Below are 16,131 nucleotides of genomic sequence, written 5' to 3' on the forward strand. Positions count from 1 at the left end.
ATCATCCATATTATAGGGAGTTAGGAAAAGCGGTCTCTCTCCGTCCTTGGTGCGAACAAAAACCTGCGCCAGGCTGCGACGGCTGCCGAATGAAGGGGATCCTTTAGGCAGCCCGTCACAGTTTTTGCGCCCCGTCGTCCTACGTTCGGGTAGCTCCCGGTCTGGCGGCATGCGCACAGGGGCCATGCTACGGCCATCCCTTCGCTACCTATAGTCCGTCCGCCACCTGCCTTAGCCGCCAGGGCCTTATCTTTTTGTCTTGCCCTCCGCTGCGCTCTGGGCTAATAAAGCGGACTAGGCGCGGCCAGCTGTGGCTCCGTGCTTGCTGCGCTGCGCACTCCCGCCCCAGCGGCCCTGGCGGCATGGCGGTGGTGGCGGGGGATCGCTATTAAGCGTGAGATTATAGCTACCATGGGATAGTACCTTGATGGCAGAGCGAAGACCAAGGCGCAGCGAACGTGAGCGGTTGTACCCTGGTCATCTGTAGTGCTATCTTGCTTCGTCTGCAGGATAGTGGATGTGCGTCAGCCATAGTACAAAGGCTGTGCATTATGACCTTCATAATCAGCAGGATAAGCCTTGCCGTCAGTAACACACCCACAATCCTACAGCCGCGCGCGTTATTATATTTTTTTTTTTCAATTGAAAGAAATGAGGAAAGAACAGATGAAAGAAAAAAACATATCTTGGGCGGAGTTCTTTGAGTTGAAAAATCCTTTAGGGATGTTGCAGGTGTGATAGGAAGCGGAGTTGGGGGAGTATCGTTATGGGTTCAATGGGCAAGAGAAGAGTAGTGAGATAAATGGGGAGGGAAACTCCTATACAGCCCAATTTTGGGAATATGATCCCAGGATAGGAAGAAGATGGAACGTGGATCCAGTGGATTTACATTTTCAAAGCGTGTATTCATGTTTAGATAATAATCCTATTTCTTACATAGATCCAGATGGGCTGTATTCGACGAAGGAAAGAGCGGAAAAAATGCGCCAAAGAGCTATCGACGGTGGGAGAGATGTAGGAGAAGTATTTTATAGAGAAAAGCAGAAGGATTATGTTTTTAATGAGTTGAAAGTGGAAGCCCGTGACGGTGAAATGATAGCGAAATTTAAGACTCATAGTGATAGTCGATATTTTGGTAGTTTTTTCCAACGTGTTGGAGATTTCTTATCTGACGTTAATCCCATAGAAAGCGCGGAAATTTACGTTGGTGTTCTTGCAAAGACAGAACTGAGCTTGCTTAGGAAATACAATATAAAAATTGGAGATGAAAATTTTTTTAAAGAGGCTATAGACGCTAAAATGGTTATTCCTTTTGGTGGGGGGCAAGGCAAGCTGGCATTTAAAAATGGGAAATTTGAATGGGGGGCGTCTTTGGTTACTGCCGAACAGTCTTATGCAAATGTCAAATATCGTAATGTAGATGTTAGAGTCATGCCGTTCAATCGTAAAAGCATAGGAGGCGATTACGATCCTGGAGCGAGAGTTCTTTACACGTTTGCGAAAAGTACATTAGTAGTACCTGTTTTTGATGTCCCGGTTCCTATTGGTGAAGGGAAATTGCAAGCAGACTTTCAAACTCATTTCAGCAAAACAACAATTGGAGCACGTGCTGCCGCCGAAACGTTTGCATTACCAACTCTAAATAAGGAGATGCCTAACGGAGTAAAAATTGAGGGTAATGGAGGTATAAGATTTGTTCTTAAAGTACCAGACTTATTTAAAAATTGATAGATGAAATTACCAGAGAATTTACTCCTTGTTATTTGGTTTATAATATTTTGGATGGTTGTCTATCATGGAGGGATAATTAGCATCGAAGAGAGGAATGTTGTAATAAATTTTATTCAATTAATATGTTTGACGTTTATTTTTTTCAACCTATTCCCTTTGTTTGGTGTGCTAATTAGCTTTTGCATGGGGCAGAGGATCAATGTTAAGCGAAAATTGCTTATTAAAAGGCTATTGTATGTTTTTTTAGGAGGTTTATTTTATTATTTAACCTCCATTTTATCAATTTGAAATGACAGCGATTTTTTGCAGCTTCGTTATCGCTTGTTAGGTGTTTCGTTCCTACAAATGTCTCTAAATGAGAGCGTGATAATATAATCATGCTCTCATTTATTTTCTGCCTATTTGATATTTCAGTGTGTATAGGCTTGTTTAGTTTTAACATCCCTGATAAAAGCAGAAATAACCCGTAACAATGCTGCTTTGTCTTCAGCAGGCAGTGTTTCTATATCTTTAAAATATCTGATTACTTCAGCGTCCTGTAATGTAGCGTTAGCCTTGTCAGAAGAGCTACCATTAAGCAGAAAATCTACAGAAGTATCGAGTACTTCTGCAATATTCTTTATTACTTCTGCAGGGGGCTGTGCTCCCTTAGTCTCATAGCGTCCTATCTGGGCATAAGATATCCCTACTTTGTCCGCCAGTTCTGTTTGTGACCATCCCTTCGCTTTACGCAGATCAAGGATACGCTTGCCTAAATTGTTGTTTTGAGACATAGATGTCTGTTTGTATTGGTAAAAATAGCTGATATGTATCATTATTTGTGTGTTTTTGATGCTTTATTGGATTATAGTGTTAAGTATAAGTTTGTTGATTTACTGCAAAAGAGTTTACTTTGCTACATAAGTGTAGTAATAAAAACTTTTCCACATGGCAAAGACAATAAGACAAGGCAAACTGCATGGTCAGTATCAGACATTAGCCAATCATTGGAATAGGGGACGTAATGTACCCTGGTTGAATGTTCGGGGTTTATGGTTAGAGGATGCAGGTTTTAAGGTGGGCGATCCGATAGAGATCACGGTAAGTAAAGGAAAACTGGTGATTAAAAAAGCTATTGGGAATGGAGATAGGGGAAATTAAGCAACAGTTAACGTTATCGCAGGTGCTGGTGCATTATGGTTTAAAACCAGACAAGCACCTGCGATTACATTGCCCGTTCCATGAGGACAAGACGCCCAGCCTGCAGGTGTATTACAAGACGCATACATGTTATTGTTTTAGCAGTAACTGTAAGACGCATGGGAAATCCATGGATGTGATAGACTTTGTGATGCACAAGGAAGGGATCAGTAAGCATGAAGCGATCTTAAAATGCAAGGACCTGCTAGGGGCTAATGTAACAGCGTCACCAGCTTTGCCTGTGAACCGTTCGGGCATCCTACAGTATATGTTTACCTATTTTAAGAATGCGATCCATAACAGCAAACCAGGTCAGGTGTATCTTCAAAGCCGTGGGCTGGATATGACGCGTTTGGAGATCGGCTATAATACGGGTCAGTTCCATCATGGAAACCGTAAGGATGAGGGATTAATCAGCTCCTGTATAACAGTTGGGTTATTAACTCCATGGAGTGGTAAAATGCGTGAAGGGAGCCAGCAGTATAGACCTTTTGGGAAGTATTGTATTGTGTTTGCGTTACGAGATAAGGCAGGGGAGATCAGTGGGATGTACTTCCGCAGTACGGTGAATGACAGCGACCAGCGCCATTATTACCTTAAAGACCGTCATGGTCTTTATCCTGGTTATCCTAAAGCAGATGTTACCAGGTTGATCCTGACAGAATCAGTGATAGATGCAGCGACGTTGTCACAGCATAGTGAGATTGGACGGTCTTATGGAATCCTGGCGTGTTATGGTACGAATGGTCTGACAGCAGAACATGAAGCAGCGATTGTGGGCTTAAGCCAGCTGCAGGAGATCATCTTTGCTTTTGATGGAGATGAGGCAGGAAGTAAGGCAGTAGCGAAATACTATACCTTATTAAAGGAACGTTTGCCTTATGTACAAATGAGCAGTATCGTGCTACCCGCAGGAGAAGACATTAATAGTATGGGTGTTAGTCATACGGGAGAAGTGTTTACGGAGCTATTACGGGGAAGAACTGCCTTATTTTTTTCAACTGAGGGATCAACTGAAAAAACAATGTCATCAGCCGCAGCACCAGGTATAGCTGTAGGAAAAGAAGGAGGGATATTAGATAGTCGTAATCCTTATAAGTTAATGTATGAGGGAGAAGGAGGGCATTATTACGTACAGGGAGGACTGGGTAAACAGCTGGACAGTATGAAGGTGACGCTGGTGATCGAGCATAAGGAGAGTGGTCAGAAGAGCCGTAATAAGGTAGACCTGTATGAAGATAAGCAGGTTGACCGTTTGAGTAGGGAGGTAAGTGAGAAGCTGGGTTTACGTAAGGATGTATTAGCGGAGGACCTTTACCGGTTGACGGACCTGTTGGACAGTTACCGGGAGACAGCTCAGGAGGACAGTGTTGCAGGAGAGGAAAGTGGCCCATATAAGATGAGTGAAACAGAGCGGAGTGAAGCAGTACGGTTTTTACGTCAGGAAGGGTTACTGGCGGCGCTGAATGAGTTATTAGGTCAGACCGGTATAGTAGGAGAAGAACAGAACCGATTGTTTTTACTGTTGGTAGCGCTAAGTTATAAGATGGCTGCACCTTTACATGCGCTGATCCAGGGTAGTAGCGGCAGTGGTAAGACGCGGTTATTAAAACAAGTATCGGACTGTATGCCACCAGAGAAGGTGACCCGTCTGACCAGAGTGAGTGATAAGGTGTTATACAACTATCCGGAGCGTTACTTTATAAATCGTTTGTTATGCTTAGAGGATATCGACGGACTCAGTGAAGAAGCGGAGTTTGCGTTCCGTGAGCTGCAGAGTAATGGGGAGCTGAACAGTGCAACGAGTATCAAGCTGGATAATGGTCAGATCACGAGTGGTCAGAAGACGGTGCGTGGCCCTATAGCGAGTCTGGCGTGTACAACGCGTGGAGAGCTGTATGAGGATAATATGAGCCGTGTGTTCCTGATATCGGTAGATGAGAGCAGCGATCAAACCCGTAGGATCATTAACTACCAGAACAGTAAAGCATCAGGAGAAATAGATATAAGTAGGGAACAGGAGAGTAAAGAATTTATCCGTAACCTGGTACGTAGTTTAGATGTACTAGAGGTAGTGAATCCTTATGCAAGTCGGTTACAGTTGCCATCAGATGCACATAAGATCCGTCGTCTACATGACCTGTTCTTAAACTTTGTGAAGATGGTAACCTTGTTACACCAGTACCAGCGTAGACGAGATAGTAAAGGTCGTCTGGTAGCTGAGTTAAGCGATGTAGCGTCAGCGATCAGTATTATGTTCGATAGTATTGTATTAAAGGTAGATGAGTTAGATGGGAGTCTTCGTCAGTTTTTTGAGCAGTTAAAGGCTTTTATCGCTCAGCATGGTAAGGACTATGAGTTTAGTCGTTTTGAAGTGCGCGAAGCGACAGGAGTAGGGAAGACCCAACAGCATCACTATATAAATAAACTAGTGGAGTTATGTTACGTACGTCAGTATGGTCATGCGAACCGTGGCTATAAATACCGTATAGCGCATTGGGATAACTATAATGGTTTACTTACCCGAATAAAGACCCATCTTGATAATCAGTTATCGATGCTAGTGACCGAACACCAGCGAACGCCAGACCGAACGCCAGAGTTGTCTGTGGTGGCTGAAAGAGGGTGAAAAATGGCCTGGCGTTCGGTGTTTTGAAAAAATGCTCAAGGGGGGTAAAACAGCAAAAGTTCATAGTGGTACAGATGGAGAGATATGTAATAGCGTTTAGGGATTACTTACAGCAAAGTGGCTATGGTATTGGGACGCAGCGGATGCTGCCCGCTTGTGTGAGAGAGTTTTTATCACATGGCAGTTTTAAAAGTCTGTTAGAAATCACTCCTTCGATCATAGGTGTATTTTACGAGTGGTTGCATATACGTCCATCAAAACGAAAGGGCGGGGGTGCATTGAGCGGGATGATGATCAGGCATTATGTGTATGCGTTACGGGTGTTTTTTAGTTGGCAGGAACATAGTGGCGGATTAGCGTATAATCCAATGAGCGGGTTACGATTAGGCAAGGGCGAACGTAATAACCGAGAGGCGTTGCATATAGCAGTAGTGGAAGAGTTGTTCAGTGCTGCAGACAGTCATCGTGAGCGCGTGATGTTACACCTGTTTTATAGTTGTGGGTTGCGTCGTAGTGAGGCAGAGAAGTTAAATGTACGGGATGTCCAGGTACGCCACCGGTTGTTATATGTTCGTTCAGGGAAAGGTGCGAGCCGTCGTGTGATCCCGTTGACGGGTCGGGTAGCGGGAGAGTTAAGTATTTACCTGGATGAATACCGTAAGGCTAAAGGAGAAGACAAGAGCGCTTTTATGCTGAATAGAGTAGGAGGCCGCATGAGTGGGGAGAGCTACAGCCGTCTACTGAAAAAGGTAGTTAGCCGAGCAAGGTTATGGGAGGGAATCACTCCTCACTATCTTCGACATAGTATAGCGACGCACTTGTTACAAGGTGGGATGTCACTGGAATATGTACGGGACTTTTTAGGTCACCGTCACCTGGAAGCGACACAGGTGTATGCCAAGGTGGGGGCACATCAACTGGTAGGGTTATGACCTTATTACAATACTTACAACAACATTATACGGTAGGCACCTCTGCCTCTTACGAACGGGACATCAATCTATTTTTATCTTCTTATCCAAGTGCCTCTCAGGCGACCTACTCCGACCTGATGGGGCATATAGGAGTATTACGCCATCGCTATCGAAATAGCCACACCTTAAATCGCATCGTCAGCAGTATCAAAGTGTATTATGATTACCTGTGTTATACGGGTGAACGGCTGGACCATCCTGGTCGCAACATCCGCTTACGTGACAGGCGTAGCAGGGACATCCAGCTGCAGGACCTGTTTAGTAGTAGAGAGCTGGAAGTGTTGCTGGAGCGTAAAGAACGGTATCCTCTCTTATCCTTACGCAATAAGGTATTAATGAGTTTACTGATCTATCAGGGGTTGACGGTAAGTGAGCTGGCAGGATTAGTTGTAACAGATGTCTTACTGGAGAAAGGGGTAGTATACATTAAACGTACAGCTGTTACCAATAGGCGGGAATTACCCTAAAACCGGATCAAATAGGATGGCTGGGTATTTATCTGTCAGCAGTGCGTCCGGGGTTATTAGGGGGCTTAGAAAGCGAAATATTGCTAATCGGTCAGCGTGGTAAGGGGATGGTGGCATCAGATATCAGTAAACATGTAAAACGGAGTTATAAGGGTCTTTATCGGGGAGGGAAGTGAGTGCACAGCGTATCCGCCAGAGTGTGATCGCGAACCTGTTTATCCAGGGTTGTGATATAGGGGTAGTACAGCAGTTCGCAGGCCATAAATATCCGTCGAGTACAGAAAGATACCGCCAGGATGATGTGTACCGGTTACAGTCAGCGATAGAGTTATACCATCCGATAAGATGACCAGGTTAGCACACTTAATAAGTGTCTATAAAAGCACCTGGTAGCTACGACACAAAAATGATACACTTTATTTACAACTCATTGATAAATAGGTGGGGTTAAGAATCTAGTTATAGGCACCTCACCCGACCCAGGAGTTCGGCTTATAGGTTGGAGCAACAAGCGACGAACAAGCGACGGCTTAGCGACGAACAAGGAGTATAGTAAAAACGGACTGCCTTCTAAGCACCAGGTGATTAAATAAAGGTGTGTAAATCGGGAGTAAGCTGCTTTTACAGAATGCCACCCCTTGCCAATATTGAGTTTAATAAGTAGGGTTCGAGTCCCAACGGGACCGTGATACCTGGTACCGACCATTAAAGAGCCATCCACGAGGGTTTACATCATCCATATTATAGGGAGTTAGGAAAAGCGGTCTCTCTCCGTCCTTGGTGCGAACAAAAACCTGCGCCAGGCTGCGACGGCTGCCGAATGAAGGGGATCCTTTAGGCAGCCCGTCACAGTTTTTGCGCCCCGTCGTCCTACGTTCGGGTAGCTCCCGGTCTGGCGGCATGCGCACAGGGGCCATGCTACGGCCATCCCTTCGCTACCTATAGTCCGTCCGCCACCTGCCTTAGCCGCCAGGGCCTTATCTTTTTGTCTTGCCCTCCGCTGCGCTCTGGGCTAATAAAGCGGACTAGGCGCGGCCAGCTGTGGCTCCGTGCTTGCTGCGCTGCGCACTCCCGCCCCAGCGGCCCTGGCGGCATGGCGGTGGTGGCGGGGGATCGCTATTAAGCGTGAGATTATAGCTACCATGGGATAGTACCTTGATGGCAGAGCGAAGACCAAGGCGCAGCGAACGTGAGCGGTTGTACCCTGGTCATCTGTAGTGCTATCTTGCTTCGTCTGCAGGATAGTGGATGTGCGTCAGCCATAGTACAAAGGCTGTGCATTATGACCTTCATAATCAGCAGGATAAGCCTTGCCGTCAGTAACACACCCACAATCCTACAGCCGCGCGCGTTATTATATTTTTTTTTTTCAATTGAAAGAAATGAGGAAAGAACAGATGAAAGAAAAAAACATATCTTGGGCGGAGTTCTTTGAGTTGAAAAATCCTTTAGGGATGTTGCAGGTGTGATAGGAAGCGGAGTTGGGGGAGTATCGTTATGGGTTTAATGGGAAGGAGAATGATAATGAGGTGAAGGGTGAAGGGAACCAGCAGGATTATGGGTTTAGAATCTATGATCCGAGGATTGGGAAGTTCTTAAGTGTGGATCCGTTGACGCCGAAATACCCAGGGTTGACGCCATACCAGTTTGCAAGTAACAGAGTAATAGATGGAGTTGACTTGGATGGTTTAGAATATGTGAAGAGGTTCCCAAATTTTGAATATACCGGTGAATGGTATGACTATATTTCGGCAATTGACAATGGAGCTATTAATGTTATTAATATAGTTCCCGATTTTTGGAACTCTGCTGTATTTACATATCAATCGATCCGTGGAGGAACCTATGGTCAAGATTTGAAGAAAGATTTCCAAGACGTAGGAAATGGAGTTAAATCGTTAGGAACTCAACTTTGGAATAATCCATTAGGGACTTTAACTTCCCCCCAAGCATTAGAGTTCGGAACATCGATTTACTTAGCAGGTAAATTGCCTATCATCACAAAAAATGTAGCTTCTACCGTTGCTAATTCGTCGACAAAAGTAGCTGAGTTAGCTTTTAATAATTTTGGTAGAGCAATTGAAATACGCGAGGCTGCAAGCAAAATAGATTTTGTAAGGAATATTTTTGGGATAAAGACCACCAGAAATATAGCACTACTTGAAGGAGAAATCGAAGGTATAAAGATTAACCAAATAGGTGTAAGTGGTCCCGAAGAAGTTCAAGGTATAGCACCTATACCTAAATCGCGGGTTTTTAAAACTATAGAAGCAAAAGGGTACGAAAGGATGCTTGATTCCGAGGTGAAGGTTTTAGAGAATTTTGTTAATGGTCATCCGGATAGAAGTATTCGGGGATCATTAACTCTAACATCCGAGCGAGCTTTTTGTGAATCATGTTCTGGCGTTGTTGAACAATTTAAAGAGATGTATCCAAATGTTCAAGTTAGTGTAGTGAATGGTATAGGTAAAAAATAATAAAATGTTTTTTGTATGGATATAGGCGAATTGCAGCAGTTTCTTTTACAGAAAAATTGTAAACTACGAGGTTGTAAAAGTTCTGATGTTAAAAAGATTGAGAATTTTTTCAATATTACTTTACCATCGAAATATAAAGATTTTCTTTATGCGATGGGAAGAGATGGTGATAAGTTCATGAGGGGGTCATCTGCATTTTATAGTGAAATTCTTTATTTAAGAGAGGATTTCATTGATATATTACAAGAAAGGAATAGAATTTTACCAGATGAGACGTTTGTTTTTTGGTCTCATCAAGGATATCAGTTTGCCTTTTTTTTTCTAAATGACGGTGATGATCCTCCCGTATACTTCTATTATGAGGGCAAAAACTTCGACAACTTTGTGAAAAAGGAAGAGTCGTTTACAGATTTTTTAACCGTTCAACTTGAAATGTCAGGACTTAAATAGAACTGGAATTGTAGCTAGGAATAATTAGTTTCTTTTAATATAAGATTGAGCTGACCCATAACCAAGGAAGGCTTTTAGTTGAGTCATTGTTTAGGATCAATAATTGATCCATCGGAAAGTAAGAAGAAAAATTGACTAATAATTATATTGATACATTTAAGTGTAAGTTAGGGGCCTTCAGTAGACCCCTAACTTAGTGAATAGCCTTTAGCTTTACATTGTTGATCATGGCATCGAGAGCATAGAGGATGCACATTTTATCCGGTTCAGGAAACTTCGCAATATCATTTAACCGTCTGAGCATAGACGGGTCTTTTAAGAGTTCCCTGTCTTCTGATTCCCCTAACAGATACCCCACCGTAGTATCCAGTACTTCAGCCAGTTTTTTTACCACATCAATAGTCGGCTTTGACCTTGGTATAGGCGCACATTTATTTAAATGTTTATTATGATGTGTATACCTATAATTGAGGATAAAGATTTTCAGAGTGCCGTTATGGGTTTAATGGGAAGGAGAACGATAATGAGGTGAAGGGTGAAGGGAATCAGTTAGACTTTGGAGCTAGAATTTATGATCCTAGGATAGGGAAGTGGATGTCAGTTGATCCTTTGGAATCCAAATACATAGGGTAACGCCCTATAACTTCGTTTCCAACAATCCTAATTTGTTTATTGATCCAGATGGTCGAGAATGTGATTTATTGTCAATTTAAAAGGTTCGAAGGTCGGAATGCCGACATTAAGGACAATTGCAAATAAAGCGAATTATAACGGTACCCGAAATTTGGACCGGTAATTAAGATTGTAAAAAACATCTTAAATTGCCAAAAGAATGACAAAGCAAAGCAGAAGAAAATTCACTGGAGACTTCAAGGCGAAGGTAGTCATGGAAGCCTTAAAAGAGCGTAGCACAGTTGAAGAACTAGCTAAGAAGTATGATTTGCATCCTACGCAAATCAATACATGGAAACGCGAGGCGGCAGGCAAACTAGCCAGCGCGTTTGATTCGTAATCTGGAAACAAACAGCAGGAACAACAAGCTGATCAACTGGAGAAATTGTATGCCCAGATAGGTCAGCTTAAAGTTGAGAATGACTTCCTGAAAAAAAAATTGTAACTAGGTCATTATCCAGGAGTCGTTCCATGCTTGAACCCAATCATCAATACCTTAGTATTCGCCGTCAATGTGAGCTTTTAAAGCTGCACGGGAGTGGATTGTATTATATTCCTGTATCGGAGACAAGCGAAAACCTGGAAATAATGCGCATTCTTGACGCGCAATACTTTCTGACACCTTTCTATGGGGAACGTCGATTAATGGCTTTATTGCGTCTAAAAGGATATAATATTAACAGAAACAGAATAAGGCGTCTAATGAAATTGGTAAACTGGAACACACTATTTCAGGAACCCAACACGAGTAAGCCGGATAAATCTCACAAAATATACCCTTATTTGCTCAAGGGCTGGATATTAATAAAGTTAACCAGGTGGAACTGCGACATTACATATATTCCAATGAAAAAGGGTTTCATGTATTTATGCGCCATTATTGATGTACATACCCGCTACGTAGTTAACTGGGGCATAAGTAATACCATGAATGCTGAGTGGTGTCGAGATATGCATATGCTGGTATTGTGAAATATGGCAAGCCAGAAATATTTAATACCAATCAGGGCAGCCAGTTTACCAGCGAAGTGTTTACCGGCTTATTGAAAGAACATGAAATCAAAATAAGCATGGACGGGAAAGGTCGGGCGCTGGATAATGTATGGATCGAACGACTGTGGAGAAGTGTTAAATATGAGCACATTTACCTGAACGTACACGAAGATGGTCTTTCACTCTATCAAGGACTGAAAAGATATTTTAATTTTTATAATCGTACTCGTGTACATCAATCATTGGATTATTCAACCCCAAGAGAAGCATATATGGCGAAAGCCGCATAATCCCCTGCCGGAGGCTTGTATTAAATGATTCACGGGCAAAGCCCAGTAAATCATTTAATACTTAAAAGCTTAAAAGAAACAATTACCGGTCCTAAGACTGGGGACCACCATATTCAGCAGGAGGCTGTGCTCCCTTTGTCTCATAGCGTCCTATCTGGGCATAAGATAAGAAGCTATCAAGAGTTTCTGATTTTTATTCGGATAATAGAAAGCTGAACGCCAAGGAAGTAAAGGATTTACTGAATAAGTTTACTAATAAATAATCGATTCATGCAGACATATAAATTAAGAAAGCAAGTTAAGAATAGAGGGTGTTATGCCGAAATTGTTTTTGATATTGTATTTTTAGAGGGAAGCGAACAGGAATTGGTAATTGAATATAAGGCTGCTTCTCAATGGGAACAGATGTGTAAGGCTGGAATTACTATATTCTATGATTATTTCAGAAGAGAGAGGAGAGGTAGACTTGAGGTTATTATTTATGAAATCGACTGGTACCTATAGACACTAATAATTTAATTGTACTATTTGCATCAGTAAGCGCTCTTATGGAGGGGGCTGGTATTCAAAATTCTGACTTGAAATTAGATACAGTAAACGAGGTTTTTTGTTTTCCAGAGTATAGAAAGGCTATTCTTTAGCATTTGGAAATACAGATCACACATAGTAGTGTACATCTTGGATATATAATAAAAGAGAGCGTGATTATATGATTATGCTCTCTTTTATTATATGCATATAGACATTTAATGTGTATATGCTTGTTTAGTTTTAACGTCTCTGATAAAAACAGAGATAACCCGTAACAGGGCTGCTTTATCTTCAGGAGAGACATTTTTAAAAGCTATAAATGAGAATACCACAGAATTTTTTCCTTGTTATTTGGTTTATAGTATTTTGGACGGTTGTTTATCATGGTGGGATAGTTAACATTGATGAGAGAAATGTTTTCATAAATTTTATTCAATTAATATGCTTGACTTTTATTTTTTTCAATCTTTATCCTTTGTTCGATGCGTTAGTTAGCTTTTGTATGGGGCATAAGTTTGGTGTTAAACGAAAATTGCTTGGTAAAAGACTATTTTATATCCTATTAGGAGTTTTACTTTATTATTTAACTTTCATGCACATCTTGTCTGTGAGAAACCTTTAGCGTCTCTAGCTTCTCAATTCGGTATTATTTTTTGAAGAGATTTGTATATTCCCTTGGCGATATACTGATGATCAATGCCTGATAATATACACATCAGCTATCCCCGAAATGACAGCGACTCCCTTCCCCTGTAAAATAAACGATATCAACAGTTTTCAACTTACATTTGCGCCTATTATCTATAATATATGTTTGCTGTATTTAAAGAATATCTTGTAAATAAGAGCTGGATAGAAACCACCGCGATGGCTTTCCGGCATACATCCAACCAGTATATAGAACTCTTCTTCGACAATTCAAATCAGGTGGAGTTATTCATCAAAGGAATACGGCTGGCAGAATACCGGGTTGACGACCTGGCTGCGCTAGAGCAGTTAGTGAATGGTTTTGAGCAGCAGGAAAAGTTACGGGTAGATGATATCCTGAGTGTGATCAGAGACGGGATAGGTATGCTAGGCGTCTCGTCTGGCATGCACCTCAAAGACGCGCTGGTACAATTCGGTTTGCCGGCGGACTTTTATGGTAACCCTTCTCTAGGTTATCTTCAGTATGGGACGCTTCGGTTAGGGTATTTTGAAGGATTTATCGACGAAGCAGCGATCCTCTTCCAGGATGATCTTAGCTTTGATCTTCAAGATCCGCTATTGAAAGACATGTTACCAGCCGTGACTGCGACCAGCTATTTACACGAGATCATTCAGTTGTTGAATTGTTCGGAGTTAAAATGGCATAGCCAATATGAGAAAGACCATATGGATTACATCGTCGTAAAAGTAGGAGATACAGCTGATATGTCATTTGATCTTGACACAGGGTATCTGACACGTATTGCTTTCAGCATCAAGTCAACACAATCCCCGATAATTCCCTAGCTTTGCGGCCATGAAAGATTACAAAAAGCATTTCATCGTTCCGGCTCCCCCGGAAGATCTGTATAAAGCACTGACGAATCCTTACACCATCCGCCTCTGGACCGGCGAACCGGCTGAGATGTCTACCGAGCCAGGTACGGAGTTCTCCCTCTGGGACGAGAGTATCGTAGGGATGAACCTGGAATTTGAGGAAAATAGGAAGATCGTGCAGGAATGGTATTTCGGCGACCAGCCGGAAGATTCCATCGTCACTATCATCCTGCATCCAAATAAGAAGGGTACTGACGTAGAGCTCAGGCATACCAACATCCCTGACGAGGCGTATGACGACATCGTAGGGGGATGGAATGAAAGCTACTTCGGTGCGTTGATCGATTTTTATACCGGAGAATAATGAAGGCCGCCAGCGTCAGCGAACTGAAAAAGGAATTGCAGGAAGTTCCACCGGCTCAGCTGGTGGAATTATGCCTGCGTCTGGCGAAGTTCAAAAAGGAAAATAAAGAGCTGCTGAACTACCTGCTGTTTGAATCGCATGACCTGCAAGCCTATATCGAGGCCGTTAAAGAGGAAATGGATGAAGCATTCGCAGAAACGCCTAGGCAGCATATCTATTTCGTTAAGAAGCACTTACGGAAGATCCTCCGGGCTACGAATAAGCATATCAAATACACCGGCTCTAAGCAGGCCGAGGTAGAACTATTGCTCTATTTCTGTACCAAGGTAAAAAAGGGAGGATTCAAGATAGGAGAGAGCGTTGCGCTCACAAAACTCTATGTGCAACAGGTGAAAAAGATCGAGAAAGCCATTTCACAGCAGCATGAAGACCTCCAGCATGATTATCAAAGACAGTTGGATAGGTTATGACGGACTATTCGGCTCCTTCAACCATATCCATTTCCAGTAACTTACTCATTCCTGCATATTCTGCAGCTGCTTCGGGACATAACATCGCGCCGAGCGATACTACCGCCTTTCTGGCCAGGTTTTCAATATCGGTAGGAGTAGCAAAGAAGGCAGGTGTATGTTCTTTCATCTGCCTTAACAGGTTATTCTTGTGCTGTATAGAGAGACCGGCTAAAGCTTTCAATCTTTCAGTGGTGGTATTGTACAGTTCCTCGTAGTAAAAAAGCATGTTCATAAAAACACTTGTTTAGACGACAAATGTATGCCTTAGCCTATAATGAAAGCTATATTGAAATCTTATGGTCCATAAGATTTAGTTATAGATGGATTTTGCTAATTTGATGAATCTTTTATTGAGTTCGCTGGTTTCTCCCTTTCTTTGGATGAAATAAAAACTACGTTCTATACGCAGCCCTTCAAATTGCAGCACAGCCAGTTCTCCAAGCTGTAATTCCTTGACGATCGACCGGGTAGACAGGAAGCCCACACAACCCGATTCTACCAGGAAATTCTTCAGTGCTTCTGTTCCGCCCAGCCGGACATTGATCTTTAAATCGTCCAGCCCGATCCTGCTTTTTTTAAGCCCCTCCTTGATCGCTTCCAGCGTGCCGCTACCCCTTTCCCTGATCGCTAAGGGCATGTTCAGGATCTCTTTTAACGGGTATTCCTTTTTCCTCACCAGCGGATTATTGTGGCTGCATACCGCTACGATCTGGTCCTTCAGGAATGGCTGGTAGGTCACATTAGTCAGCTTGCCTTTCTCTTCCGTCACACCAATGTTGATCTCTTTGTTCAGCAGGGCATCCAGCACAATTTCACTGTTCCTGTTCAATAAAGAGATCTCTACGCGGGGATATTCCTGGTTGAAAGCGGACATCACCCTGGGCAGTATATATAACGCGGCAGTCGTGCTGGCACCCAGATTCAGCACACCCGTGGCCTGTAACTTGTCCTTCATCACCGAAATATCAAATTCCGTTTCCTGCTGGATCATCTTCACTGTCAACAACCGCTTGTATAGCAGTTGCCCCGCTTCCGTGAGTTCTATCTGCAAGCCTTTCCGCTCAAACAATTTAGTCTGATACAGCTCCTCCAGGCTCTTAATATGACTGCTCACCGCTGGCTGTGAGATGAACAGTACTTCGCTCGCTTTCGAGAAACTCCGTTCCCGCGCTACTTCCATAAATACCAGATGTCGGGTCGATAACATAGGCCGCTATTTGTATCCAAGGTATTTAAAATACGGGTCCACTCCAAGAGAGATCGCCTGACAAAATTTAGCTACCAGATTATCAGATATTTATAATATTTATACAATTAAACTTTCAGAAAATTTTGAAA

The 16,131-nt window shown here is 42.7% G+C and carries 19 protein-coding genes and 1 pseudogene; 16 read left to right on the forward strand and 4 right to left on the reverse strand.

All coding sequences use genetic code 11. The annotated features are described in order from the left end of the window. Positions 1-750: 750 nt before the first annotated feature. Positions 751-1,728, forward strand: a complete 978-nt coding sequence (locus GWR21_RS00100; RefSeq protein ID WP_162329750.1) for an RHS repeat-associated core domain-containing protein — start codon at positions 751-753, stop codon at positions 1,726-1,728. 413 nt (positions 1,729-2,141) lie between these two features. Here GWR21_RS00100 and GWR21_RS00105 read toward each other — a convergent pair whose 3' ends face one another. Then, complete coding sequence (locus GWR21_RS00105) at positions 2,142-2,504, reverse strand: helix-turn-helix domain-containing protein (RefSeq protein WP_162329751.1); 363 nt, start codon at positions 2,502-2,504, stop codon at positions 2,142-2,144. Positions 2,505-2,658: 154 nt separating this feature from the next. Here GWR21_RS00105 and GWR21_RS00110 point away from each other — a divergent pair, with 154 nt between their 5' ends. The 7 genes from GWR21_RS00110 (at position 2,659) to GWR21_RS00140 (ending at position 9,907) form a co-directional block, all read left to right on the forward strand. Beyond that, positions 2,659-2,871, forward strand: a complete 213-nt coding sequence (locus GWR21_RS00110) for a SymE family type I addiction module toxin (RefSeq protein WP_162329752.1) — start codon at positions 2,659-2,661, stop codon at positions 2,869-2,871. Then, a complete protein-coding gene (locus GWR21_RS00115; protein WP_162329753.1) occupies positions 2,852-5,539 on the forward strand; it encodes a CHC2 zinc finger domain-containing protein in 2,688 nt (895 codons plus the stop codon). The genes GWR21_RS00110 and GWR21_RS00115 overlap by 20 nt, the downstream gene beginning before the upstream one ends. A gap of 74 nt (positions 5,540-5,613) precedes the next feature. Beyond that, on the forward strand, positions 5,614-6,471 hold the full coding sequence (locus tag GWR21_RS00120) for a tyrosine-type recombinase/integrase (protein WP_162329754.1): 858 nt from the start codon (positions 5,614-5,616) through the stop codon (positions 6,469-6,471). After that, complete coding sequence (locus GWR21_RS00125) at positions 6,468-6,980, forward strand: tyrosine-type recombinase/integrase (RefSeq protein WP_162329756.1); 513 nt, start codon at positions 6,468-6,470, stop codon at positions 6,978-6,980. The genes GWR21_RS00120 and GWR21_RS00125 overlap by 4 nt, the downstream gene beginning before the upstream one ends. A gap of 172 nt (positions 6,981-7,152) precedes the next feature. Then, complete coding sequence (locus tag GWR21_RS00130; RefSeq protein WP_162329757.1) at positions 7,153-7,329, forward strand: integrase; 177 nt, start codon at positions 7,153-7,155, stop codon at positions 7,327-7,329. Between the two features lie 1,132 nt (positions 7,330-8,461). Beyond that, a complete protein-coding gene (locus GWR21_RS00135; protein ID WP_162329758.1) occupies positions 8,462-9,457 on the forward strand; it encodes a deaminase domain-containing protein in 996 nt (331 codons plus the stop codon). A 15-nt stretch (positions 9,458-9,472) separates the two neighbouring features. Beyond that, positions 9,473-9,907, forward strand: a complete 435-nt coding sequence (locus GWR21_RS00140; protein ID WP_162329759.1) for an SMI1/KNR4 family protein — start codon at positions 9,473-9,475, stop codon at positions 9,905-9,907. 193 nt (positions 9,908-10,100) lie between these two features. Here the strand turns inward: GWR21_RS00140 and GWR21_RS00145 are convergent, their stop codons facing one another. After that, positions 10,101-10,301 carry a hypothetical protein gene (locus tag GWR21_RS00145; protein ID WP_202929024.1) on the reverse strand — a complete coding sequence of 67 codons (201 nt, stop codon included), beginning with the start codon at positions 10,299-10,301 and terminating at the stop codon, positions 10,101-10,103. Positions 10,302-10,408: 107 nt separating this feature from the next. On the opposite strand from GWR21_RS00145, the pseudogene GWR21_RS31795 reads away from it, so the two are divergent. From GWR21_RS31795 to GWR21_RS00185, 8 genes and pseudogenes are all read left to right on the forward strand, one after another. Next, positions 10,409-10,540 (forward strand): annotated as a pseudogene (locus GWR21_RS31795) (hypothetical protein); the annotation flags it as partial. Positions 10,541-10,739: 199 nt separating this feature from the next. Continuing rightward, the gene (locus tag GWR21_RS00155; RefSeq protein WP_162329761.1) at positions 10,740-10,919 is read left to right on the forward strand and encodes a transposase; all 180 of its coding nucleotides are present in this window, start codon (positions 10,740-10,742) and stop codon (positions 10,917-10,919) included. Positions 10,920-11,167: 248 nt separating this feature from the next. Beyond that, entirely contained in the window at positions 11,168-11,551 is a 384-nt protein-coding gene (locus GWR21_RS31800) for a DDE-type integrase/transposase/recombinase (RefSeq protein ID WP_394367282.1), read from the forward strand. After that, positions 11,548-11,862 (forward strand): integrase core domain-containing protein, encoded by a 315-nt coding sequence (locus GWR21_RS00165; protein ID WP_162329763.1) that lies wholly within the window; start codon positions 11,548-11,550, stop codon positions 11,860-11,862. The genes GWR21_RS31800 and GWR21_RS00165 overlap by 4 nt, the downstream gene beginning before the upstream one ends. A gap of 270 nt (positions 11,863-12,132) precedes the next feature. After that, complete coding sequence (locus tag GWR21_RS00170; RefSeq protein ID WP_162329764.1) at positions 12,133-12,366, forward strand: hypothetical protein; 234 nt, start codon at positions 12,133-12,135, stop codon at positions 12,364-12,366. An 837-nt stretch (positions 12,367-13,203) separates the two neighbouring features. Further along, positions 13,204-13,887, forward strand: coding sequence for a hypothetical protein (locus GWR21_RS00175; RefSeq protein ID WP_162329765.1), 684 nt, complete (start codon positions 13,204-13,206; stop codon positions 13,885-13,887). Positions 13,888-13,897: 10 nt separating this feature from the next. Beyond that, complete coding sequence (locus GWR21_RS00180; protein ID WP_162329766.1) at positions 13,898-14,281, forward strand: SRPBCC domain-containing protein; 384 nt, start codon at positions 13,898-13,900, stop codon at positions 14,279-14,281. After that, positions 14,281-14,751 (forward strand): hypothetical protein, encoded by a 471-nt coding sequence (locus GWR21_RS00185; RefSeq protein WP_162329767.1) that lies wholly within the window; start codon positions 14,281-14,283, stop codon positions 14,749-14,751. The genes GWR21_RS00180 and GWR21_RS00185 overlap by 1 nt, the downstream gene beginning before the upstream one ends. Positions 14,752-14,755: 4 nt before the next feature. On the opposite strand, the gene GWR21_RS00190 is transcribed toward GWR21_RS00185, so the two are convergent. Both GWR21_RS00190 and GWR21_RS00195 read right to left on the reverse strand, forming a co-directional pair. Next, on the reverse strand, positions 14,756-15,025 hold the full coding sequence (locus GWR21_RS00190) for a hypothetical protein (RefSeq protein WP_162329768.1): 270 nt from the start codon (positions 15,023-15,025) through the stop codon (positions 14,756-14,758). A 78-nt stretch (positions 15,026-15,103) separates the two neighbouring features. After that, complete coding sequence (locus tag GWR21_RS00195) at positions 15,104-16,000, reverse strand: LysR family transcriptional regulator (RefSeq protein WP_162329769.1); 897 nt, start codon at positions 15,998-16,000, stop codon at positions 15,104-15,106. Positions 16,001-16,131: the final 131 nt, after the last annotated feature.

It is taken from the genome of Chitinophaga agri (assembly GCF_010093065.1).
GTDB lineage: Bacteria > Bacteroidota > Bacteroidia > Chitinophagales > Chitinophagaceae > Chitinophaga > Chitinophaga agri.